This is a genomic window from Pseudomonas sp. AC016 (assembly GCF_979253365.1).
In genome coordinates this window covers 5,578,731-5,599,733 of sequence record NZ_CEEDCC010000001.1, presented here as the reverse complement: position 1 = coordinate 5,599,733, position 21,003 = coordinate 5,578,731, and the positions used below count along the sequence as shown (strand labels likewise).

The window sequence follows — 21,003 nt, the reverse complement described above, 5'->3', positions numbered from 1 at the left end:
CGCTCTCTTCAAGCCCTAAAAGGAATTAATCATGGCCAGAACCGTAGCAATGATGCAGCCCTACCTGTTTCCCTATCTGGGCTACTTCCAGTTGATCGCAGCCGCTGATGTCTTCGTCCTGGGCGACGACCTGCAGTACATCCGGGCGGGCTGGGTAAATCGCAACCGGATCCTGAGCAACGGCCAGGCCCGACTGATCACCTTCCCGCTGAAGAAGGATCACTTCGAGCTGCCCATCATGCAGCGCAGCCTGATCGACAATTTTTCCGACGAAGCCAGTCGGCTGATCAATGTCATCGCTCAGAACTATCGCCGGGCGCCGTACTTTGCGCAGGTGATGCCGTTGCTGGAGCGACTGATCCGCCATCCGCAATACAACCTGGCGCTGTATGCGGAAAACACCCTGCGTGAGCTGTGCGCTTATCTGCAGATCGATACGCCGATCATTCGCGGCTCCGACCTGAGGATCAACCAATGCACCGACAGGCAGGATCGGGTGATCCAAGTCGCACACGCGCTGTCCGCCACCTCGGTGCTCAACCCGCTGGGCGGCATGCAGCTTTACGACCGCGACCGCTTTGCCCGCAACGGTCTGCTGCTGCGCTTTTTCTCCATGCGTCCCGTCACGTACCCGCAACTGGGCCAGCCCTTCGTCAGTGACCTGTCGATCATTGACGTGCTGATGTTCAACAGTCTGGAACAGGTGCAGGCGCTGCTGAACCAGTGCACGACCCACGATCTGCAGGTTGCCAACGATCCGTTCGTGCGGATCGGTCAGGACCCAACACTTCTCCCTTCCTCGCAACTGGCAGCGGAGTGAGTCCCATGTCCTTATCCGAACGTCCCGCCCGCTGGTATCTGATCCAGACCAAACCCCGCCAGGAAGCCCGTGCCGAGGAGCACTTGCAGCGCCAGCATTTCGAGTGCTACCGGCCACTCAAGTCGGGGGAAAGAAAGCGTAGCAACCGGACTTCGGTCGAAGAGGAACTGTTCCCGGGCTACCTTTTCATCCGCATGGATCAGGTGCATGACAACTGGTACCCGATCCGCTCGACACGTGGAGTGGCACGCATCGTCACCTTCGGCGGACACCCGGTGCCGGTGCGTGACGAGTTGATCGAGCAGATCCGCCAGCGGTTGTCTGCACCGGCGCCAAGAATGGTGTTTACCCAGGGCGAGCCGGTGCTGATCAAGGCGGGTGGTTTTTGCGACGTCGAAGCCATCTTCCTGGCCAACGACGGCACCGAACGTGCCGTGATCCTGCTCAACATGCTGCAACGTCAGCAGAAAGTCGTGCTGCCAATCAGCAGTCTGGCGCGGATGGAAGCGCGGGCTTGAGGCTTCGCGCAATGCGGCAATGACTGCAGGTCTTGCGGCAGACATCGCCTCGTATCAACAACAAGTGCCTGCCAACCACTCACACCACGACCATCGGCAATCCCCTTCACGCCACCACCGGATACAGACCATGACCCACCGGACCACTCTGGTGACGCTCACCTATGGTGATCGTTTCAACTATCTGCACACGCTGGTCAGCCGTTCGCTGGAAAGCCCGCTGATCGAGCGGGTCATCATCGTCAGTAACGCTTCGGTCGCGCCGCTGCAGAATCTGAGCAGCAAGTGGCCCGGTCAGGTCGAAGTCATCCGGCTGGAACACAACACCGGTTCGGCACACGGTTATTCAGTCGGCATCCAGGCCGCGCTGGATGCCGGGGCCGAATACATCTGGCTGATGGATGACGACAACGCACCTACCATCAACGCCATCGAAGTGCTTCACCATCATCTCCACCAGCGAGAAGTCATCGATGGCCGGGACAAGACGGCGGTGCTCGGATTTCGTCCCACGCATCAGGCTGACATTGCAGCAGGCGTACCCCGACGATTCGCGGTTCAACTGAGGTCCAGCTTCTTCGGTTTTCACATCGCCCAGCTGCCTTACAAGATCTGGCGCCGTCTGCCCTGGGGCAAGCCTGCGGCCGATCACACTGTGCCGCAGACCGTGCAGTTGCCCTTTGCCACTTACGGCGGATTGCTGGCCCATCGCAGCCTTTACATCAAGATCGGCCTGCCGCTTGAAGCGCTGAAGCTGTACGCCGATGACAGTGAATACACCTGGCGGATCACCGCCGGTGGCGGGCGGATTTATCTAGTGCCCGAGGCGCTGCTTGATGATCTGGAAGACTCCTGGAACATCAAGGCGCGTACCCGCAATGTCTACGAAAACTATTTGCTGGCCGGCTCGGATCTGCGCGCTTATTACGGCGCACGCAACCAGGCCTGGTTCGATAAAAACGTCTGGGCGTCGTCCCCTCTGCTCTACCGAATCAACCGCTGGGTGTTTTTCTGCCTGCTGCGCGTGATCGCCAGGCGTTGTGATGCCGGACAGCGTCTGAGCCTGATCGAGCAGGCCATCAACGATGGCGAGGCTGGCGTGCTGGGCCTCAACAGGTCATATCCTCTATGAAAATTCTCTTTATCAGCAGCCTCTACGCACCCGACATCGGCGGCGGCGCGGAAATCATTTTGCAGCGCACCGTCGAAGGACTACAGAAACGCGGCCATAGCGTCGCCGTACTGGCCACCACCGATCAGCCGGGATTGCACATGACGGCGGTCAACCAGATCAAGGTCTATCGCGCCGGTCTGCATAACCTGTACTGGCATTTCACGGCGCAGCGGCCCGGCCGTCTGATCCGACTCGGCTGGCACCTGCGTGACCGCTACAACGTGGGCATGCGCGAGTACGTCAGTCAGGTCATGGAAATGGAGCAGCCGGACCTGGTGGTGTGCCATAACCTGACCGGCTGGTCGGTCTCGGCGTGGGATGAAATCACTGCGTCAGGCCGCCCCATCGTTCAGGTGCTTCATGACCTCTATCTGCTCTGCCCCAGCAGCACCATGTTCAAGAAAGGCCACAGCTGCCAGCGTCAATGCGTGATGTGCAAACAGTTTCGCAAGGGCCATGACGAGCGTTCAGCCCAGGTCAGCACCGTGGTAGGCGTCAGCCAGTACATGCTCGACACATTGCAGGCCCAGGGTTATTTCAAGGGCGCCAAAGGCTACGTGGTGCACAACGCAAGCCCCATCCCGATGGCCCTGCCACAGCAGCGCATTATTGATCCGCAAACGGCAGAGCCGACCAACGCGCCATTGCGCTTCGGCTATCTGGGCACCCTGTCGGATTCCAAGGGCGTCGGCTGGCTGATCGATCAATTCCAGCATCTGCCATTCAACGCGACGTTGCAGATCGCCGGACGCGGACAGATCAACGATGAGAAACGCTTCAAGGCCATGGTGACCTCACCGAACATCAGTTTTGTCGGTTACCAGAAGCCCGAAGCGTTCTACAGCCAGATCGACGTGGCGGTGGTGCCGTCCATCTGGAACGAGCCTTTCGGCATGGTGGCGGTGGAGGCCTGCGCCTATTCCCGTCCGGTCATCGCCAGCCGCATGGGTGGATTGACGGAAATCATCCAGGACCAGCTCAACGGTCTGTTGTGTAGCCCGGACGATCCCGATTCGCTGGGGCTGGCGATGCTCAAGCTGCACCAGCAGCCCAGCCTGCTGGCGCGCCTCAGTGCCCAGGCGCGCAACAGCGTCGCGTCGCTGCTGAACCTGGACCTGATGCTGGATCAATACGAAACGCTTTTTGCCCAGACCGTGCTGGACAGCATCACGACACCCGACCAGCGTCAGTACAACCCTGTCTAGGGTCGGGCCATTCACGGCGCAGTGACCTTCATCGCCACGTGCTCCGCCAGACCTTGCGGCGCAGCGTGCTTCCCGACTGAGACAAGACATGTCAAAGCCACCCGCACCCCGTCGACGACGATCATTGACGGTCTTTCTGCTGGGGCTGTTCACCAGCCTTTTCGCCACGGGCGAGGAACAATTCATCATCGGCGTCGACACGCAACTGATGAGCAGCGACCGCCTGCCGACACAGGCGCTCGATTTGCTGGAGCGCGCAGGCGTCAACTCGGTACGCGACAGTGCCTACTGGACCCATGTCGAACCCAGGCGCGGTTTTCTGCGCATCGATCCGCTCTGGCAGGCCTACCTGAACAGGGTTCGCCAGCATCACTTGAGGCCGCTGCTGATGCTGGGTTACGGCAGCCCCTTTTATGACAACCACGCAAAACCGCGTCATCCCGTCGTGCGCCAGGCATTCGGCAACTACGTGAGTTTCGTCACACAGGAACTGGCCAACCGGGTCGATCTTTACGAAATCTGGAACGAGTGGGACCGGGAAAACCCAGTCGATGCCTGGGCGGCGAAGGACTACAGCACGCTGGTCGAGGAAACCGTGGTCCGCATCAGAGCACAGAAAAAGCCGGTCACGATTCTGGCCGGCGCCGTCACCAGCCTGGGGATGGAGCTGGGGTTCGCCGAGCGACTGATTCAGAACGGCCTGCTCAATCAGGTGGATGGGCTGTCCTTGCATCCGTATGTGTATTGCCGGACCGAACAGCGCCACACACCCGAGCGCTGGATTGCCTGGCTGCGCTGGGTCAATGCCGACCTGCGCGCGCTGGCGACCCGTCCGGTGCCGTTGTACCTGACCGAGATGGGCTGGCCGACCGGCACCAGTGAATGCAGCGTCAGCGAACAGCAGCAGGCCGCCTTTCTGGCCCGCAGCTTTTTCCTCGCCCGAACGCTGCCGGAGATCAAGGGGCTTTGGTGGCACGGACTGATCGACAGCGGCACTGACAATGACGACCCGCAGCAGAACTTCGGCCTGCTCAGGAAAGACCTGAGCGCGAAGCCTGCCTACGCGACGCTCAAGGCCATCAGCAGGACCTTGCTGGATTACCGGTACGACGCCGAGAGAAGCCAGGAAATGGATTCGACTTACCTGCTCAGGTTCAACCGCGGGCAGGAACAGATTCTGGTGGCCTGGACCACCGGCGCGGCGCGCCTGACCCATGTCGAAGCCAGCAGCGTGCAGCGCGGCAACGTTGAAATGATCGACAGCGGTCGGCCGGAAAAGGGCCGCTTCGAGACCGATACGCCCTGGAACTGCGCCGACGGCCGCTGTTCGGCCCAGGTCCGGATCGACGAATTTCCAAAAATCATCAGCCTGGGCATAAGGCCTGCGCTGTTCGCCCAACAAGAACGGGATCGAAGGTCGCACGGCCTTCAAAAAAGCACCCGCATTCACCCTACATCACCATGACCTTGCAGGATGCTTGAGATGATCTTTATCAATTCACGGTTTCTCACCCAGGACGTCAGTGGCGTTCAGCGTTATGCCGAGCAGATCTGCATGGCGCTGAAAAAGCTGCGCAGCGATCTGGTGTTCGTCGCGCCTCACGGCATCAAACTGCATGAAAGTGCCAAAGCGCTGAACGTACAGTGCATCGGTCATAACAAGGGTCATCTCTGGGAGCAGATCGACCTGCCGCTGTACCTGCGGCAGCAGAAAAATCCGCTGCTGATCTCCATCAGCAGCACCGGCCCGATGTTCTACCGCAACCAGATCGCCACCCACCACGACATCAATTACGTACGTTTTCCGCAGAGCTATACCCGGCTCTTCCGACTGGCCTACCGCACCATCACCCCGATCCTGCTATCACGCATCAAGACCCTGGTGACCAGCAGCAGTTTCTCCAGAGGCGAGATCTCGCAGTTTTACGGGTTCCCCGAAAACAGGGTGCTGATCGTGCCGGCGGCGGTGAGCAACAGCTTCCGGCCATGCCCCGTGCAGCCCGATGCCCCGAAATACCTGCTGGCGGTGTCCTCGCCCGCCGCGCACAAGAACTTCAACCGCATGATCCAGGCCTTTCTCAGCCTGCGGGATCATAACGACCTGCAGTTGCACATTGTGGGCGCCGCCACCGGCATCTTCGCCGACCCCAACCTGCAACGCCTGGCCTGCCGTGATCCACGTATTCGGTTTCTGGGGCGGCTCAGCGACGCCGAATTGATCGAGCAGTATCAGGGTGCGACCGCGTTTGTGTTTCCGTCCTTGTACGAAGGCTTCGGCATACCGCCGCTGGAAGCCCAGGCGTGCGGCTGTCCGGTACTGGCCGCCAACGCTGCCTCAATCCCGGAAGTGCTGCAGGCCAGTGCGCTGTATTTCGATCCGCTGGACGTCAGCCACATGGCGGCGGCCATGCACCGGGTACTGGTCGACGCCCCGCTGCGCGATGCGTTGCGCCTGCACGGGCTGAACAACGTGAAACGCTTTTCCTGGGAATTGTCCGCGCACCGCCTTTCCCAGCGCATCGATGCCTTGATGGAACCTGAACCGGCGCTGCTCGGCAAACAGCGCATCAGTCCCGAATCCTCTTCAAGCAAACCCTGAACCAATAACAGCAACGTCAAGACGCGCCCTGTCGCGCCTGCAGTAGAGCGAGCGAATACAGCAAGGAATCTCCATGAGAATTGCGATCGTCCACGACTGGCTGGTGACCTACGCCGGTGCCGAGCGTGTGCTGGCTTCACTGATCAATATCTGGCCCGAAGCAGATCTGTTTGCCGTGATCGATTTTCTGAGTGATGAGGACCGCGCTCACTTGCACGGCAAGGTCGCCACCACCACGTTCATCCAGAACCTGCCAAACGCGAGAAAACGCTACCAGCGCTATCTGCCCCTGATGCCGCTGGCCATCGAGCAACTGGATCTGTCCGGTTACGACCTGATCATCAGCAGCAGCCATGCCGTGGCCAAGGGCGTGCTGAGCGGGCCGGATCAATTGCACATCAGCTACATCCATTCACCGATTCGTTATGCCTGGGACCTGCAACACCAGTACCTGCGCGAAGCGGGGTTGAACACCGGCATCAAGGGCCGACTGGCGCGGCTGATACTGCATTACATCCGCCTGTGGGACCAGCGCACCTCGGCCGGTGTGGACGCGTTCATTGCCAACTCGGGGTTTATCGGCGCGCGCATCTGCAAGGCGTATCGACGCGAATCGACGGTCATCTATCCACCGGTTGATACCCTCGGCTTCACCGCCAACGGCACGCGTGGCGACTTCTATTTCACCGCCTCGCGCATGGTGCCCTACAAGCGCATGCCGATGATTGTCGAAGCCTTCGCTGCCATGCCGGACAAACGTCTGATCATGATCGGCGACGGGCCTGACCTGGCCAAGGCGCAGGCCATCGCGAGCCGGGCACCCAACATTACGCTGATGGGTTTCCAGCCGGCGAGCGTCCTGATCGAACACATGCGCACGGCAAAAGCCTTCGTGTTCGCGGCCGAAGAGGATTTCGGCATCAGCCCGGTGGAAGCCCAGGCCTGCGGCACACCGGTGATCGCCTTCGGCAAGGGCGGTGCACTGGAAACCGTTCGCGGGCTGGATCATCCACATCCCACCGGGGTGTTCTATCCGCAGCAGACGGTTGAATCACTGATCGCAGCGGTCAACGAGTTCGAAAGCGCGCAGGCGCGAATCACCGTACAGGCCTGTCGCGCCAACGCCGAGCGGTTCTCTATCGCCCGCTTCGAGCAGGAAGTCAAAGCCTTCGTCGACGACCACCTGGCCGCCGCGCACCTGTCCCGCCTGCCCGCGCAGCCCTGGACACCCCAGACCTCGCAGAGTCTTGCCAGCGAGTTGCCGTCCCGAGTCGTTCCCATCAAATCCGTTTGAGCGAGCACCGTCATGCGCACCTCCGTTCGCGGCATTCTGCATGCCCATCAGTCAGCGCTGTCGGTCGCCCACCGCCTGCTGGATCTGGCAGTCATCGTACTGATCGGGTACTGCCAAAGCCGACTGGCAATGATCGACAGCACCGAGGCCTGGCTGCATATCATTCTGGCTGTACTGGTGTTTCATTGGGTCGGCGAGTACCACCAGCTTTACGGCTCCTGGCGCGGCGAGCGCATCCTGCGCGAGCTGACCAAGGTGTTCAATTACTGGGCGCTGACCTTCATCAGTCTGTTGTCGGTGGATTATCTGCTGCTCAACCGGGACAACCTGCCGGATGACGGGCAGATGACCTGGTTCGCGCTGGTGCTGGCGATCCTGTGTGGTTATCGCCTGCTGATCCGCCTGCTGTTGCACAGCCTGCGACGCCACGGGTTCAACACCCGCCGTGTGGCGATTGTCGGCACCGGTCAGGTCGGCGAGCGGCTGGCCCAGTCGATTTCCAGCGCGCCCTGGATGGGCCTGAATCTGCTGGGCTTCTACGACTCGAATCCGCAGCAGATGAACCTGAGTGCCACTGGCAGACGTGTGCCGGTGCTCGGCGATCTCGAGCAACTGGTCGAGGACGCCCGTCAGGGCCGGATCGACAAGGTGTACATCACTCTGGCGTTCAGTGCCGAACCGCACCTGCGCGAACTGATCACCGGCCTCAGTGACACCACCGCCTCGGTGTACCTGATACCCGACGTGTTCATGTTCGAGCTGTTGCATGCGCGCAGCGAAAGCATCAACGGGCTGGCCAGCATCAGCATTTTTGACTCGCCCATGGACGGCGCCTGGAGCGTGGTCAAGCGTGCTGAAGACATCCTGCTGTCCAGTCTGATTCTGGTGCTGATCGCAGTTCCACTGTTGTTGATCGCCCTGGCCATCAAGCTGACGTCGAAAGGCCCGGTGCTGTTTCGCCAGCGCCGTTACGGGCTGGACGGCCGACCCATCATGGTCTGGAAATTCCGCAGCATGAACGTTCAGGAAAATGGCGACGTGGTGCGCCAGGCCACACGCAATGACACACGAATCACGCCGCTGGGTGCGTTCCTGCGCCGCACGTCGCTGGACGAACTACCGCAGTTTTTCAATGTGCTGCGCGGCGACATGTCCATCGTCGGCCCGCGTCCGCATGCCGTGGCCCACAACGAGCAGTACCGCAGGCAGGTCAGCGGTTACATGTTGCGCCACAAGGTCAAGCCGGGCATCACCGGCTGGGCGCAAATCAACGGCTGGCGTGGCGAGACCGACACGCTGGACAAGATGCGCAAACGGGTCGAGTTCGATCTGGAATACATCGAGCACTGGTCGATCTGGCTGGACCTGAAAATCATTCTGCTGACGCTGTTCAAGGGCTTCTTCAACAAGAACGCCTTCTGACATTCCATTGACTAGACGACGGCTCCGGCAGCCTTTGCCCGGAGGGAGGTATGTGCGCGCGCTAAAAACGATCACGACGTGGACCGGTGCTGCTGCCGGTAGTGGAAATGGACGTAACGAAATCATTCAGGTGCAAGACGCACCTTCACGAAGGAACACACCCATGAATCGAAGCCTGGCTGTCCTGCTGCTCTCCTCCCTGATCCTGCAGGGGTGCGTATTCGCTCCCGGCCAACACATGACACCCGGCGATGTCACCACCAGCGACCCGGACGAACCCAAGGCGCAACTGGTCGATATCAGCCCGAAAACCCTGCAGCAACAGCAGCAGAACACCGCTACGGACGCCAAGGCTTTACCTGCCGAATTGTTGAATTACAAGACCCCGGAATACATTGTCGGGCCTGGCGATACGCTGCTGGTGACCGTCTTCGAACACCCCGAGCTGACCGCGCCCGGTTCGCAGGATCAACTCGACGCCAACACCCGCGAGGTGCTGAGCGACGGCACACTGTTTTTCCCGTACGTCGGCAGGATCCGCGCGGGCGGCAGGACCGTCAGCCAGATTCGGGAACAACTGCGCATGGGCCTTGCGCCGCAGTACACCGAGGTCAAGGTCGACGTAAAAGTGCTGCGCTACAACAGCCAGCGCGTGCTGCTGTCCGGCTCGTTCAAAAGCCCTGGCCCGCAGTCGATCACCAACATTCCTTTGAGCCTGGTGCAGGCCATCAGCGTCGCAGGCATCGACCTGACCGACGCCAACCTGGCAGGCCTGACGCTGCGCCGTGATGGCCGTGATTACCTGATCGACATCGACTCGCTGAACCGCAAAGGCTCGCAACTCAGCAAGGTCTTCCTCAAGGATGGCGACTACCTGCACCTCAACAGCGCCTCCAAGAACAAGATCTATGTGTTGGGTGAAGTGCGTAATCCGCAGGTGATTTCGTTTGCCACCACCAACGTGACCCTGCTCGAGGCGCTGGGCAATTCCGGCGGCCTGAGTCCGGACAGCGCTGATGGCGACGCGGTGTATGTGATCCGCGGCGCAGAGAACTTCGCCAATGCACCGTCCACCGTGTATCACCTGAACGCCAAGAAGCCTACGGCCTACCTGCTGGCCGGACAGTTCGAACTCAAGGCTCAGGATGTGGTGTTCGTAGGTCCGGCCAACATCACGCGGTGGAGTCGCTTCATCAGCCAACTGCTCGGCTCGGCCAGCGTGGTACAGACCGGGGCCGCCTTCCGTAACTGATCTGCTCGACGTTCAAACCTTCTCCCTGCCACTTCGGTTGCAGGGATTTTTTTGCCTGCGGTTTGGCTTTTTGTAGTGTTGACAGTGATCGTGCCGATGCTCTGCGTGAGTGTTCAAGAGCGGACGCGGAGCGTCCTGGGCGGCGTTACCACGCTGGAGCGTGGGAACGATCATCAATGGCCTGCGACCTGATCGTGCCGATGCTCTGCGTCGGCATGCAGCCCGTGACGCTCCGCGTCACACATGTCACAGACTGCGGATTCATTGAATCCAGGCACTGGGTTCAAGTCACCTTAAGTGTTGCTGGCGCAACAGCTGTTCAACAGTTGCCCGGCTTTTCAGCAGCCAGTGCACGGGGCGCTTTCAAGAGGAAAAGACCATCGGCCCAGCGTTTCAGGGGCATAAGCCACTGCACAGCGCGCTGGCACACAAGCTGCTTTACAGCCTTACGCTTATCGCAAGGAATTCCCGCATGCTCGTTGTTTCACTGTCAGGCAGTCCCTCCCCAAAATCCCGTTCAGGCGTTGTGCTGGCTCACGCTGGCCGCTGGTTGCAAAGCCACGGCGTCGGTGTGACCACGTTGCGCATTCGTGACTTCAACGCCGAAGATTTGCTGTTCGCGAAATTCGACAGTCCGCAAGTACTGGAATTTGTCGAAGCGGTCCGGCAGGCCGATGGTCTGCTGATCGGCACGCCGGTCTACAAGGCCTCGTTTTCCGGCGCGCTGAAAACCCTGCTCGACCTTCTGCCCGAGCGCGCCCTGCACGGCAAGGTGGTCTTGCCACTGGCAACCGGCGGCAGCATCGCGCATATGCTGGCGGTGGATTACGCCTTGAAGCCTGTGCTGTCAGCGCTCAAATCCCAGGAAGTGCTGCACGGCATCTTCGCCATCGATACCCAGATCACTTATGGCGACAACGAGGAAGGCGGCACGCTGGACGAAGTCCTCACCGAGCGCCTGAACGAAGGGCTCGAGCACTTTTACCTGAGCCTGCAACACCGGCTTCAGGCACGGCACAAGGCGGCGGGTGGGCATTTGCAGCTGGCGTTGTGATGGGCTGATTTTTTCTCTCGCAGCACAACACAGGACGGTGGGAGGCCTTCATTCTGCGTCCCATTCGAGCGCGGACACGGAGCGCCCTGAGCGGCATTCCCACGCGGAGCGTAGGAACGATCAGCGTGATCTCAAGCACGCCGATCATGCCCATGCTTGTGCTCACTCACTGCGACCACGGACTCTGGGAACGATCAGCAACTGCGGGCAATTCAGAGCAGGCTCAATGCTCGATGAACAGTGGATACAACGACGCCACCAGCAACGCAGCCATCGCGCCATTGAAGATCCGCAGTCCGACAGGATCGCGCAGTACGTTGCGCAGCAGGCTGCCGAAGCCGGCCCAGATGCCGACGCTTGGCAGGTTGATCAAGGCGAATACGCCCGAGATGATGACCACGTTGGTGAAGTAGCCCTGCATCGGCGTGTAAGTACTGATCGCGCCAATCGCCATGATCCAGGCCTTGGGGTTGACCCACTGGAACAGTGCCGCGCCCATGAAGCTCATCGGCTCGCCGCGGCTTTCGCTGGAGTCGGAGGCCGGGCCGGAGGTGGCGATTTTCCAGGCCAGATAAAGCAGATAGGCAGCGCCCATGTATCGCAACAGGGTGTAGAGCGTCGGCCAGGCCTTGAACACGCTGCCCAGACCAAAACCCACCGCCAGGACCAGAACGAAGAAACCGATGCTGATGCCCAGCATGTGTGGCAGCGTCCGGCCGAAACCGAAGTTGACGCCCGAAGCCAGTAACATCATGTTGTTGGGGCCGGGGGTCACCGAAGTGACGAAGGCAAACAGCGCAAAGGCCAGCAGTAGATCCAGAGAGAACGGCATGACGCGATCCAGGTGTCTGTGAAGCTGTGAGTCGGGTACTCACCCTATCGAAAGATCGACAGCAAACACATGGACAGTTAAACGAAGTTTCTTACCATACAGTTTGAACAGAGTTCTAGTTCGGGCCCTGACTGTTATCCCTGAGGATTCTGGCTCAGTGTGCCGCGATCAACGCTGATTTCACCCTGATTGTCGAACTGACGAACCTGCTGGATCTGCGGGTCTGCAAGGAGCTGGGCCTTGCGCGCCTCATACTCTTCAAAGGACAGACCACGACGATTCAGGTCTTCCATCGCCAGTTGATGGCTCTCTTCGACCGAGTAGGGGCGCAATTCGACCGCATGGTGAGTCGAGCAACCGGAGACCAGTGCGACGGTGAATGACAGAACAAGAGCAAGGGCAAGTAAACGGTTCATGGCGGGCCTCCAGGCTGGCTTCATTTCGGGAATGAAGCAAGGTTACGCCCCGGCCCTTCACGGCAAAAATCAACTGCCGTGATAGTGGCTATCGACTTTCACGCCCCCTGTTCACGGGCATGCTCGATCAACACCTCGCGCAAGGCCTGAGCCGCTGCCGACAGCTTGTGATCAGCCAGCATCATCAACCCGATACGCCGCTCGATACGCGGTTCCACCAGCGGCACGCAACACGCGCCAAGCTCCTGCATCTGTTCAATGCACAGCGAAGGCACCGCGCTGACACCCAGACCGTTGGCGACCATGCGCCCGATGGTCGACAATTGATGACTCTCGAACGCCACTGACAGCCTGCCATGTCGCGACTCAATGGCGTGCTCCAGCAGCAGGCGCACGGCTGACGGGCGCTGCAGGGCGATGAAGTCCTCGTTCAACAGCTCGGCCCATGACACTTCAGCGCGTCCGGCCAGCGGCGATTCCGTGGAGACCACGGCCACGAATCGATCCATGTAGAACGGCGTGAACGACAGCGCGTTGCTCGATTCCGGCTCGAAACCGATGCCCAGCTCGACCCGGCGATGGCGCACCATTTCCAGGACCTGTTCGTTGACCACGTCATGCACCGCCACGTTGACCCGAGGATAGCGGCCTCGAAAGGTCTTCAAGGCACCGGGCAGGAGGTTGCCTGCGAACGACGGCATGGCCGCGATGGACACGCGTCCCATCTGCAAGGTGAAACGCTGGCGCAGCAATTCTTCGGTATTGTCCCAGTCAGCCATCAGTTGGCGTGCCAGCGGCAACAGCGTCTCGCCCTCGGGCGTCAGGCTGACATTGCGCGTGGTGCGCGTGAGCAACTGGCCGCCAAGGTCTTCCTCCAGACTTTTGATCGTCAGGCTCAGGGCCGGTTGGGACAGGTTCAGCCGCTCGCCCGCCTGCGCAAAACTCAGGTACTGCGCCACGGCCAGGAAAGCGCGAAGCTGCTTCACGTTCATATATTTATCTTTCTTATCAATCGATCAGAAAAACAAAATTAACAAATCATTGCAGCCGAGAGAAGATGCAATCAACCCGATCCTCCGGCAACACGTGCCGGTCACAACTATAAAAGGCGGATCATCATGGCTGGACTCGACAAGCGAGTGGCAACTTACGAAGAGGCCCTCGCTGGCCTGACCGACAACATGACTGTGCTCTGTGGCGGCTTTGGCCTGTGCGGCATCCCGGAAAATCTGATCGCGCAGATCAAGCGCATGGGCATCAAGGGCCTCACGGTCGTTTCCAATAACTGCGGCGTCGATGGTTTCGGTCTGGGCATCCTGCTCGAAGACCGCCAGATCAGAAAGATGATTTCCTCCTACGTGGGCGAGAACGCCCTGTTCGAACGCCAGTTGCTGAGCGGCGAACTGGAAGTCGAACTGACCCCGCAAGGCACCCTTGCCGAAAAACTCCGCGCGGGCGGCGCAGGTATTCCGGCGTTCTACACCGCCACCGGTTACGGCACACCCATTGCTGAAGGCAAGGAAACCCGCCAGTTCAATGGCCGCAATGTGATCCTCGAAGAAGCCATCACCGGCGATTTTGCGTTGATCAAGGGCTGGAAGGCTGACCATTTCGGCAACGTGATCTATCGTCATACCGCGCAGAACTTCAACCCCGTGGTCGCCACCGCAGGCAGGATCACCGTGGTCGAAGTCGAGGAAATCGTCGAACCCGGCGTGCTGTTGCCGACCCAGATCCACACCCCCGGCATTTATGTCGACCGTGTGATCCAGGGCACTTTCGAAAAACGCATCGAGCAGCGCACCCTCAGAAAATCCTGAGGGCAACAGGCGCTTCACGAAGCAGGAATCGGCACACAACAACAAAGAGAATTCAGACCATGGCACTTTCCCGCGAACAAATGGCTCAGCGCGTCGCCCGCGAACTCAAGGACGGCTATTACGTGAATCTGGGGATCGGCATTCCGACGCTGGTCGCCAACTATGTCCCGACGGACATCGACGTCATGCTGCAATCGGAAAACGGCCTGCTGGGCATGGGCGAATTCCCCACCGAAGACACCATCGACGCCGACATGATCAACGCTGGCAAGCAGACCGTAACGGCACGCATCGGCGCATCGATTTTTTCGTCCGCCGAGTCCTTCGCCATGATCCGTGGCGGCCATGTGGACCTTACGGTGCTGGGCGCTTTCGAGGTGGATGTCGAAGGCAACATCGCCTCCTGGATGATCCCCGGCAAGCTGGTCAAGGGCATGGGCGGCGCGATGGATCTGGTGGCCGGTGCCGACAACATTATCGTGACCATGACCCATGCATCCAAGGACGGCGAATCCAAACTGCTGCCCCGCTGCAGCCTGCCGCTGACGGGTGCGGGTTGCATCCGCAAGGTGCTGACCGACCTGGCCTACCTGGAAATCGAAGACGGCGCGTTCATCCTGCGCGAACGCGCGCCTGGGGTCAGCATCGAAGAAATCGTCGCCAAGACCGCCGGCAAACTGATCGTACCGGATCATGTGATCGAGATGACGTTCTGATGGTGTAACTGCCAGGTATCCGCGTCTCATCAGGTGCGGACGCGGAGCGTCCTGAACGGCATTCCCGCGCGGAGCATGGGAACGATCAATGTGAGGCTGAATTGATCGTGCCAACGCTCCGCGTGGGCATGCATCCCGTGACGCTCCGCGTCACATTCTCAAGCGCACACCTAACGTCGCATCCCTCCAAAAAACATCCAATAATAATGACAACAGGACGCCCTCAGATGGCCGCCAACCTCGAAGAAAGCCGCTCCGCCCGATTTGCCCTGCGCTGCGCCGCATGGGCTGAACGCTGGTTCCCCGACTCCTGGGTCTTCGCCGCACTGGCGGTGGTGATCGTTACCCTGGCAACGCTGGCCATCGGCGCAAGACCTGCCGAAGCGGCCAAGGCGTTCGGTGACGGATTCTGGAGCCTGATCCCGTTCACCATGCAGATGGCTTTCGTCGTGATCGGCGGCTATGTGGTGGCCAGTTCGCCGCCTGCGGTCAGGCTGATCGACCGACTGGCGCGCATCCCGCGCAATGGCCGTTCGGCAGTCGCCTGGGTCGCACTGATTTCAATGCTCGCGTCGTTGCTCAACTGGGGCCTTTCCCTGGTGTTCGGCGGTCTGCTGGTACGCGCCCTCGCCCGTCGCACCGATCTGCGCATGGACTATCGCGCAGCCGGTGCAGCAGCCTATTTGGGGCTCGGCGCAGTCTGGGCACTGGGTTTGTCTTCTTCGGCAGCACAGTTGCAGGCCAACCCGGCCAGCCTGCCACCGTCGATCCTGGCAATCACCGGCGTCATTCCTTTCACTGAAACCATTTTCCTCTGGCAGTCCGGCGTGATGCTGGCGGCGCTGGTGGTCATTTCCCTGATCGTCGCCTACGCCACCGCGCCCGGCCCGAACAGCGCCCGTGACGCAAAGGCCTGCGGCGTGGACCCGGCCTTCAACCTGCCACCGCTGCCTGCCCGCTCACGTCCCGGTGAATGGCTGGAATACAGCCCGCTGCTGATCATTCTGATGGTGCTGTTGGGCGCAGGATGGCTGTTCAACGAGTTCTCGACAAAACCTGCGATCACCGCAATTTCCGGGCTGAACACCTACAACTTTCTGTTCATCATGCTCGGTGCGCTGCTGCACTGGCGGCCACGCAGCTTTCTGGATGCCGTGGCGCGAGCAGTACCAACCACCACCGGCGTGCTGATCCAGTTTCCGCTGTACGGCTCGATTGCCGCACTGCTGACCACGGTCAAGGGTGGCGATGCGCAGACACTGGCGCATTACATCTCGACGTTCTTCACCAGCATCGCGTCCCACGACACCTACGCCATATTGATGGGCGTGTACTCGGCAGTCCTCGGGTTCTTCATCCCGTCGGGCGGCGGCAAGTGGATCATCGAGGCGCCTTACGTGATGCAGGTCGCCAATGAACTGCAGTATCACCTGGGCTGGGCGGTGCAGATTTACAACGCCGCCGAAGCCTTGCCGAACCTGATCAACCCGTTCTACATGCTGCCGCTGCTGGGCGTGCTGGGTCTGAAGGCACGGGATCTGATCGGCTTTTCGTTCGTGCAGTTGCTGGTTCATGCGCCGCTGGTGCTGTTCCTGCTGTGGGCGCTGGGCACGACACTGACCTACACGCCACCGGTCATGCCCTGACAGCAGACAGGCCGACTTACGCGCACTCGTAGCCATAGTCGGCCGCTGCAACCTGCGCCAGCAAGGTGCGCAGTTCCAGTGCCAGTTCGGGTCCCAACGCAGTTTCATAAGAGCGCTGGGCCTGTTCCCACAACGTCTGGGATTCCAGCAGTTTCTCGACACCGGCCTGCGTCAGGCGTACCAGACGGCTGCGCTTGTCGTTCGGGTCGACATCCACCGACACCAGCCCTTCACGCTCCAGTGGCTTGAGATTCTGCGCCAGCGCTGAGCGGTCAATGACCAGAATCGTTGCCAGTTCGGTCATGGTCGGCGCCTGATTGCGGGCGATCTGCATCAGGATCGAGCGTTGCGTAGAACGCAGGCCGCACGGCGCCATGACGGCGTCGTACAGCTGACAGATACGTCGGCTCGCCCTGCGCAGACTGGTGGCATGGCAGATCACCTGCGCGGGAACATCCAGGCCTTCCGGAATGCGTAGCGTGCCGTTCGGGGTCAGGTCGTGATTCATAAGGGCTCCCGTGTTGAGAGCCCAATGCTGGCATATCCCCGCAAATTGAAACAGCACCTTGGGTCGCATTCACTGATTCAGCGTCTTTACGCAGCGCTGCGCCGTATCAGATTGAATCGCTTCAGAACGAATAGTCGCGCTCGACCTTGCACACCCGCGTCGTGAACGCCTGATACCAGCGAGTGCGGCCCTGTTCGCGCACCTCGGCATGCTCGGCATGAGCCTTCCAGGCTCGAATCGCGGGCTCATCAGCCCAGTACGACACGGTAATGCCCAGGCCGGTTTCGTCACGCGCCGACTCCACCCCGAGAAACCCGGGCTGTTGCCGGGCCAGTTCGATCATCCGGTGCGCGGCCGCACCATAATCCTGCCCGTCATCAGCACTGCGCAGTGATGTAAACACCACCGCGTAATAAGGCGTGGGGAAACGCGAGGCGATCATCGGGCGTTACCCCTGCACGCCTGAACGAACGCCTTGACCAGCGCTGGCGTCCTGCCCAGCAACGCGGCGCGCTCGGGCTGAAACAACGTGGCGACGAAAAACGGATGGCCTTCCAGCTCCATGCTGCGCACTTCACCTTCCGGACCTCGCCCGCTGATTTTCATCGCAGCGCCGAAAACCTGCTGTTCCAGCCCACGCAGCAGGCCGTAACGACAGTGATAACGCTCCTCTATTTCCAGCCTGCCGTAGGCCCGGGCAATCAATGTGTCCGGCAACAGATGAATCGACGAAAGTGCATCGACCAGTGAGCAGCTCAGCGGCGCAATGATCGCATTCGGGGCGTCAGGGGCCGATTCAGCGTGTTCGGCATCGCTCCAGCCCAGACCGTTGCGGGCAAACTCCAGCAACGCATGCTGAAAACCGCCGCAGGTACCAAGAAACGGAATGTGCTGTTCGCGCGCCAGACGAATCGCCGTCATCGCGCCCTGCATGTCCAGATAAGGGCTGCCCGGCACGCACCACAGGCCGTCGAACGCTGTCAGCCGCTCTCCATTTCCAATCTCAGGCGTTGGCAACCATTCTGCCTCGACCTTCACCTGTAACGCTTCGCCCGCCATCTGCAAGGCCTGAGGTATCGCCTGATGCGCCGCGAATTGCGTATTGAAGTCTCCTACCAGACCGATTCGCACGATTTTGCCTGCCCCGTTCACTACGTCCATGCCCTGCTCCCTTGTCGATGTCATGCATTATGGGCAGGACTATAGACAGGCATCAGCGCAAGCAGAATGGGCGATCAGGCAAGCCATCCGTGCAGCCACGCACGACTTTTCAGCTGTGAACAGGCGTCAGCACCGGCTTGCCAGCGAAGAAGGCCAGCAGGTTGTCATTGACCATCTGCACGCTGTCTTTGGAGGCCTCGGGCGACAGGCCTGCCACGTGTGGCGTCAACACTACATTGTCCAGGGTCTTGAACACGTCGGGTACGCGCGGCTCGTCGTCGAATACATCCAGTGCCGCTCCAGCAATCTTCTGCTCACGCAGTGCCGCTACCAGAGCGTCTGTGTCGACGACACTGGCGCGGGCGATATTGACCAGAAAACCCTGCGGCCCCAATGCCGCCAGCACCGAGGCGTCCACCAGATGTTGGGTGCTGCTGCCGCCCGGCGTGGCGATGACCAGAACGTCCGACGCTTCGGCCAGCGCCTGCACCGAGGCGTGCCAGGTGTAATCGCAGTCGGACCGCGCCTTGCGATTGTGATAACCGATGCCGATGTCGAAAGCCGCAGCGCGCCGGGCAATCGCCAGCCCGACCGCGCCCAGCCCGATGATGCCCAGACGCTTGCCCGCCAGCGAAGGACGCACCACCTTGCGCCATTCGCTGCGGCGCACCGAGGCGTCAGCCTGGGGAATGTCACGCACCAGCGAAAGCAGCAGCGCCAGCGCATGATCGGCCACGGTGGACGCATTCACCCCGGCGCCGTTGGTGACAGTGATGCCACGTGCTTCGGCCGCTGGCAGGTCGACCTTTTCATACCCCGCGCCGCTCACGCAGATGATGCGCAGGTTGGGCAAGGCATCCATCTCTTGGGCGAAGAAGCCCAGCGGGCCACGCGTCACGACTGCGCTGATGGCAGGCCTGTGTGCGGCAATCGCTTCGGCGCGCTGCTCGGCTGTCGGTGCGCGAATCAGCTCGAAACCACTATTTTCCAGAATCGGCAGATAGGTATCCAGATTCTCGACCAGCACCAATACCGTTGTCATGCCCACTCCTGCCTGATGATCAAAACCCTGACAGTAACCCGAGTCGACGCGCTTGAGGAGTGACATTTTCCGAATACGCAGCCTGCGTTCATACAGCCGTCTCATTCGGCGCACAGACTGTGCGCCAGCCGTAGTGCGCCATGCAGCGATGACGTTGCGCTATCGTTGGGTGCCGTCAATGACATTCAGGACGACATCGTGCAACCGGGAACGACACTCCACTTGCCGTATCGAAAGCGATGTTGTTAATGCTTCAGGGTGCGCCTCTGTCGAACGGTACGAGGCGATCAACTGTTTTCTCCATTTAGGAATCATCAGCCCATGCAAGGATTTTCCACTTTCCGGTTCACCCGAACGCCACTGGCTCGACTGCTGGCTGCCACTGCCATCGCTGGTGTGATGCTGTCGTCAGGCGCAGCATCGGCAGCCGATGCGCCGGGCAAGGTGTTGAGTGAAAAACTGGGACTGCCATGGCCCGCAGTGGTGGCTCACCGGGGCGCCTCGTTCGATGCGCCGGAAGAAACCATCCCGGCCTACACCCTGGCGCGGGATCTGGGTGCGGATTACCTGGAGATGGATATCCAGCGCACCAAAGACGGCGTGCTGATCGCCTTGCATGACGATGTGCTGGAGCGCACCACCAACATTGCCGAGGTCTTTCCGAACCGTGCCAAGGACCCAGTCAGCACGTTCACGCTGGCCGAGCTCAAGCAATTGGATGCCGGTTCGTGGTTCAACAAGGCCTACCCGGACCGCGCCCGTGACAGCTACACCGGTCTGCAGATTCTGACACTGGATGAGGTGATCGACATTGCCGAGGGCGGCGTAAACAAGCCGGGGCTGTACATTGAAACCAAGGTGCCGTCGCAGTTTCCCGGCGTCGAAGCCGACCTGAAGAAAGTCCTGGCCAAACGCGGCTGGCTGGCGCAACGCCCCGCCGCAGAGCCGGGGCATGTGAACGTCGCGCACATGCCGGGCCGTGTGGTGTTGCAGACCTTTGAAAAGCAGAGTCTGGAACTGCTGCAGAAAGAAATGCCGAAGGTGCCGAAAGTCATGCTGCTGTGGATCGGCAAAGGCTCCATCGAACCCAAGTCCGATGTGGCCTTCAAGGATTCAGGCATGAAGGACAAATCCAGCTATTACGCGACCCAGGAGGTCAAGTCGCCGGAAGAGTTCGAGAACTGGATCAACTGGGCCAAGGCGCATGGCGCCATCGGCACCGGCCCGTCGTCGCAACTGGCCAAGGGTGGCGACCAGAGCTACATGGACCTGGTCAAACCCTGGATGAACAACCTGACCCACGAGAAAGGCATGGTGATCCACCCGTATACCGTGGATGACCCGGCTGACTTCAAGCGCATCAGCCAGGACGGCGCGGACGGCTTCTTCACCAATCGCACCGCCGAGTTGTTGAAGTTCTATGGCCGTCCGGCCAAGGAAAGCATCGACACGATCCTCAAGCGCAACGGCTACTGATGAGGTAACAGACCGGCTGACCGGGTCATGGGACACGGTCAGCCGGTC

General features: G+C 60.4%; 21 protein-coding genes. 14 read left to right on the top strand and 7 right to left on the bottom strand.

Features of this window, described 5'->3' with window-relative positions; genetic code table 11:
- Positions 1 to 31: 31 nt before the first annotated feature.
- The 10 genes from AC0IXS_RS25185 (at position 32) to ssuE (ending at position 11,338) form a co-directional block, all read left to right on the top strand.
- Positions 32 to 820: a WbqC family protein gene (locus tag AC0IXS_RS25185; protein WP_057409634.1), complete on the top strand. Its 789-nt coding sequence runs from the start codon at positions 32 to 34 to the stop codon at positions 818 to 820.
- 5 nt (positions 821 to 825) lie between these two features.
- Positions 826 to 1,338, top strand: a complete 513-nt coding sequence (gene rfaH / locus AC0IXS_RS25180; RefSeq protein ID WP_057409635.1) for a transcription/translation regulatory transformer protein RfaH — start codon at positions 826 to 828, stop codon at positions 1,336 to 1,338.
- A gap of 130 nt (positions 1,339 to 1,468) precedes the next feature.
- Complete coding sequence (locus AC0IXS_RS25175; RefSeq protein ID WP_057409636.1) at positions 1,469 to 2,470, top strand: glycosyltransferase; 1,002 nt, start codon at positions 1,469 to 1,471, stop codon at positions 2,468 to 2,470.
- Positions 2,467 to 3,717, top strand: coding sequence for a glycosyltransferase family 4 protein (locus tag AC0IXS_RS25170; RefSeq protein WP_137203303.1), 1,251 nt, complete (start codon positions 2,467 to 2,469; stop codon positions 3,715 to 3,717). Before AC0IXS_RS25175 ends, AC0IXS_RS25170 begins: the two co-directional genes overlap by 4 nt.
- A gap of 88 nt (positions 3,718 to 3,805) precedes the next feature.
- On the top strand, positions 3,806 to 5,182 hold the full coding sequence (locus AC0IXS_RS25165; protein WP_471825985.1) for a hypothetical protein: 1,377 nt from the start codon (positions 3,806 to 3,808) through the stop codon (positions 5,180 to 5,182).
- Between the two features lie 18 nt (positions 5,183 to 5,200).
- Positions 5,201 to 6,316 carry a glycosyltransferase family 4 protein gene (locus AC0IXS_RS25160; protein WP_057409639.1) on the top strand — a complete coding sequence of 372 codons (1,116 nt, stop codon included), beginning with the start codon at positions 5,201 to 5,203 and terminating at the stop codon, positions 6,314 to 6,316.
- A gap of 73 nt (positions 6,317 to 6,389) precedes the next feature.
- The gene (locus tag AC0IXS_RS25155) at positions 6,390 to 7,610 is read left to right on the top strand and encodes a glycosyltransferase family 4 protein (protein ID WP_057409640.1); all 1,221 of its coding nucleotides are present in this window, start codon (positions 6,390 to 6,392) and stop codon (positions 7,608 to 7,610) included.
- A 12-nt stretch (positions 7,611 to 7,622) separates the two neighbouring features.
- Positions 7,623 to 9,032, top strand: a complete 1,410-nt coding sequence (locus AC0IXS_RS25150) for an undecaprenyl-phosphate glucose phosphotransferase (RefSeq protein ID WP_122689908.1) — start codon at positions 7,623 to 7,625, stop codon at positions 9,030 to 9,032.
- Positions 9,033 to 9,195: 163 nt separating this feature from the next.
- The gene (locus AC0IXS_RS25145; protein WP_122410370.1) at positions 9,196 to 10,284 is read left to right on the top strand and encodes a polysaccharide biosynthesis/export family protein; all 1,089 of its coding nucleotides are present in this window, start codon (positions 9,196 to 9,198) and stop codon (positions 10,282 to 10,284) included.
- A 472-nt stretch (positions 10,285 to 10,756) separates the two neighbouring features.
- Positions 10,757 to 11,338, top strand: a complete 582-nt coding sequence (gene ssuE, locus AC0IXS_RS25140; protein WP_057409643.1) for an NADPH-dependent FMN reductase — start codon at positions 10,757 to 10,759, stop codon at positions 11,336 to 11,338.
- Positions 11,339 to 11,561: 223 nt separating this feature from the next.
- Here the strand turns inward: ssuE and AC0IXS_RS25135 are convergent, their stop codons facing one another.
- From AC0IXS_RS25135 to AC0IXS_RS25125, 3 genes are all read right to left on the bottom strand, one after another.
- On the bottom strand, positions 11,562 to 12,170 hold the full coding sequence (locus AC0IXS_RS25135; RefSeq protein WP_057409741.1) for a LysE family translocator: 609 nt from the start codon (positions 12,168 to 12,170) through the stop codon (positions 11,562 to 11,564).
- Positions 12,171 to 12,304: 134 nt separating this feature from the next.
- Complete coding sequence (locus AC0IXS_RS25130) at positions 12,305 to 12,586, bottom strand: hypothetical protein (protein WP_004887062.1); 282 nt, start codon at positions 12,584 to 12,586, stop codon at positions 12,305 to 12,307.
- A 98-nt stretch (positions 12,587 to 12,684) separates the two neighbouring features.
- The gene (locus tag AC0IXS_RS25125; RefSeq protein WP_004887059.1) at positions 12,685 to 13,578 is read right to left on the bottom strand and encodes a LysR family transcriptional regulator; all 894 of its coding nucleotides are present in this window, start codon (positions 13,576 to 13,578) and stop codon (positions 12,685 to 12,687) included.
- Positions 13,579 to 13,704: 126 nt separating this feature from the next.
- Here AC0IXS_RS25125 and AC0IXS_RS25120 point away from each other — a divergent pair, with 126 nt between their 5' ends.
- The 3 genes from AC0IXS_RS25120 (at position 13,705) to AC0IXS_RS25110 (ending at position 16,768) form a co-directional block, all read left to right on the top strand.
- Complete coding sequence (locus AC0IXS_RS25120) at positions 13,705 to 14,406, top strand: CoA transferase subunit A (protein ID WP_025994722.1); 702 nt, start codon at positions 13,705 to 13,707, stop codon at positions 14,404 to 14,406.
- Between the two features lie 59 nt (positions 14,407 to 14,465).
- Positions 14,466 to 15,122, top strand: a complete 657-nt coding sequence (locus AC0IXS_RS25115) for a CoA transferase subunit B (RefSeq protein ID WP_471825980.1) — start codon at positions 14,466 to 14,468, stop codon at positions 15,120 to 15,122.
- A 227-nt stretch (positions 15,123 to 15,349) separates the two neighbouring features.
- Positions 15,350 to 16,768 (top strand): short-chain fatty acid transporter, encoded by a 1,419-nt coding sequence (locus AC0IXS_RS25110; RefSeq protein WP_029241263.1) that lies wholly within the window; start codon positions 15,350 to 15,352, stop codon positions 16,766 to 16,768.
- Between the two features lie 16 nt (positions 16,769 to 16,784).
- Here AC0IXS_RS25110 and AC0IXS_RS25105 read toward each other — a convergent pair whose 3' ends face one another.
- The 4 genes from AC0IXS_RS25105 to AC0IXS_RS25090 form a co-directional block, all read right to left on the bottom strand.
- A complete protein-coding gene (locus AC0IXS_RS25105; RefSeq protein WP_471825977.1) occupies positions 16,785 to 17,276 on the bottom strand; it encodes a MarR family winged helix-turn-helix transcriptional regulator in 492 nt (163 codons plus the stop codon).
- Positions 17,277 to 17,397: 121 nt separating this feature from the next.
- The gene (locus tag AC0IXS_RS25100; protein WP_025995610.1) at positions 17,398 to 17,718 is read right to left on the bottom strand and encodes an antibiotic biosynthesis monooxygenase family protein; all 321 of its coding nucleotides are present in this window, start codon (positions 17,716 to 17,718) and stop codon (positions 17,398 to 17,400) included.
- The gene (locus AC0IXS_RS25095; protein ID WP_471825975.1) at positions 17,715 to 18,437 is read right to left on the bottom strand and encodes a CTP synthase C-terminal region-related (seleno)protein; all 723 of its coding nucleotides are present in this window, start codon (positions 18,435 to 18,437) and stop codon (positions 17,715 to 17,717) included. The genes AC0IXS_RS25100 and AC0IXS_RS25095 overlap by 4 nt, the downstream gene beginning before the upstream one ends.
- A gap of 109 nt (positions 18,438 to 18,546) precedes the next feature.
- A complete protein-coding gene (locus AC0IXS_RS25090) occupies positions 18,547 to 19,479 on the bottom strand; it encodes a 2-hydroxyacid dehydrogenase (RefSeq protein ID WP_471825972.1) in 933 nt (310 codons plus the stop codon).
- A gap of 321 nt (positions 19,480 to 19,800) precedes the next feature.
- On the opposite strand from AC0IXS_RS25090, the gene AC0IXS_RS25085 reads away from it, so the two are divergent.
- The gene (locus AC0IXS_RS25085; RefSeq protein ID WP_088235526.1) at positions 19,801 to 20,955 is read left to right on the top strand and encodes a glycerophosphodiester phosphodiesterase; all 1,155 of its coding nucleotides are present in this window, start codon (positions 19,801 to 19,803) and stop codon (positions 20,953 to 20,955) included.
- Positions 20,956 to 21,003 lie beyond the last annotated feature (48 nt).

What these genes read in the sequence shown, in the direction of transcription:
- AC0IXS_RS25160 (WP_057409639.1), top strand. Translation starts at nt 5,201, where the DNA reads ATGATCTTTATCAATTCACGGTTTCTCACCCAGGACGTCAGTGGCGTT.
- AC0IXS_RS25130 (WP_004887062.1), bottom strand. Translation starts at nt 12,586, where the DNA reads ATGAACCGTTTACTTGCCCTTGCTCTTGTTCTGTCATTCACCGTCGCA.
- rfaH (WP_057409635.1), top strand. Translation starts at nt 826, where the DNA reads ATGTCCTTATCCGAACGTCCCGCCCGCTGGTATCTGATCCAGACCAAA.
- AC0IXS_RS25185 (WP_057409634.1), top strand. Translation starts at nt 32, where the DNA reads ATGGCCAGAACCGTAGCAATGATGCAGCCCTACCTGTTTCCCTATCTG.
- AC0IXS_RS25110 (WP_029241263.1), top strand. Translation starts at nt 15,350, where the DNA reads ATGGCCGCCAACCTCGAAGAAAGCCGCTCCGCCCGATTTGCCCTGCGC.
- ssuE (WP_057409643.1), top strand. Translation starts at nt 10,757, where the DNA reads ATGCTCGTTGTTTCACTGTCAGGCAGTCCCTCCCCAAAATCCCGTTCA.
- AC0IXS_RS25150 (WP_122689908.1), top strand. Translation starts at nt 7,623, where the DNA reads ATGCGCACCTCCGTTCGCGGCATTCTGCATGCCCATCAGTCAGCGCTG.
- AC0IXS_RS25095 (WP_471825975.1), bottom strand. Translation starts at nt 18,437, where the DNA reads ATGGACGTAGTGAACGGGGCAGGCAAAATCGTGCGAATCGGTCTGGTA.
- AC0IXS_RS25145 (WP_122410370.1), top strand. Translation starts at nt 9,196, where the DNA reads ATGAATCGAAGCCTGGCTGTCCTGCTGCTCTCCTCCCTGATCCTGCAG.
- AC0IXS_RS25135 (WP_057409741.1), bottom strand. Translation starts at nt 12,170, where the DNA reads ATGCCGTTCTCTCTGGATCTACTGCTGGCCTTTGCGCTGTTTGCCTTC.
- AC0IXS_RS25085 (WP_088235526.1), top strand. Translation starts at nt 19,801, where the DNA reads ATGCAAGGATTTTCCACTTTCCGGTTCACCCGAACGCCACTGGCTCGA.
- AC0IXS_RS25105 (WP_471825977.1), bottom strand. Translation starts at nt 17,276, where the DNA reads ATGAATCACGACCTGACCCCGAACGGCACGCTACGCATTCCGGAAGGC.
- AC0IXS_RS25100 (WP_025995610.1), bottom strand. Translation starts at nt 17,718, where the DNA reads ATGATCGCCTCGCGTTTCCCCACGCCTTATTACGCGGTGGTGTTTACA.
- AC0IXS_RS25165 (WP_471825985.1), top strand. Translation starts at nt 3,806, where the DNA reads ATGTCAAAGCCACCCGCACCCCGTCGACGACGATCATTGACGGTCTTT.
- AC0IXS_RS25155 (WP_057409640.1), top strand. Translation starts at nt 6,390, where the DNA reads ATGAGAATTGCGATCGTCCACGACTGGCTGGTGACCTACGCCGGTGCC.
- AC0IXS_RS25175 (WP_057409636.1), top strand. Translation starts at nt 1,469, where the DNA reads ATGACCCACCGGACCACTCTGGTGACGCTCACCTATGGTGATCGTTTC.
- AC0IXS_RS25115 (WP_471825980.1), top strand. Translation starts at nt 14,466, where the DNA reads ATGGCACTTTCCCGCGAACAAATGGCTCAGCGCGTCGCCCGCGAACTC.
- AC0IXS_RS25120 (WP_025994722.1), top strand. Translation starts at nt 13,705, where the DNA reads ATGGCTGGACTCGACAAGCGAGTGGCAACTTACGAAGAGGCCCTCGCT.
- AC0IXS_RS25090 (WP_471825972.1), bottom strand. Translation starts at nt 19,479, where the DNA reads ATGACAACGGTATTGGTGCTGGTCGAGAATCTGGATACCTATCTGCCG.
- AC0IXS_RS25170 (WP_137203303.1), top strand. Translation starts at nt 2,467, where the DNA reads ATGAAAATTCTCTTTATCAGCAGCCTCTACGCACCCGACATCGGCGGC.
- AC0IXS_RS25125 (WP_004887059.1), bottom strand. Translation starts at nt 13,578, where the DNA reads ATGAACGTGAAGCAGCTTCGCGCTTTCCTGGCCGTGGCGCAGTACCTG.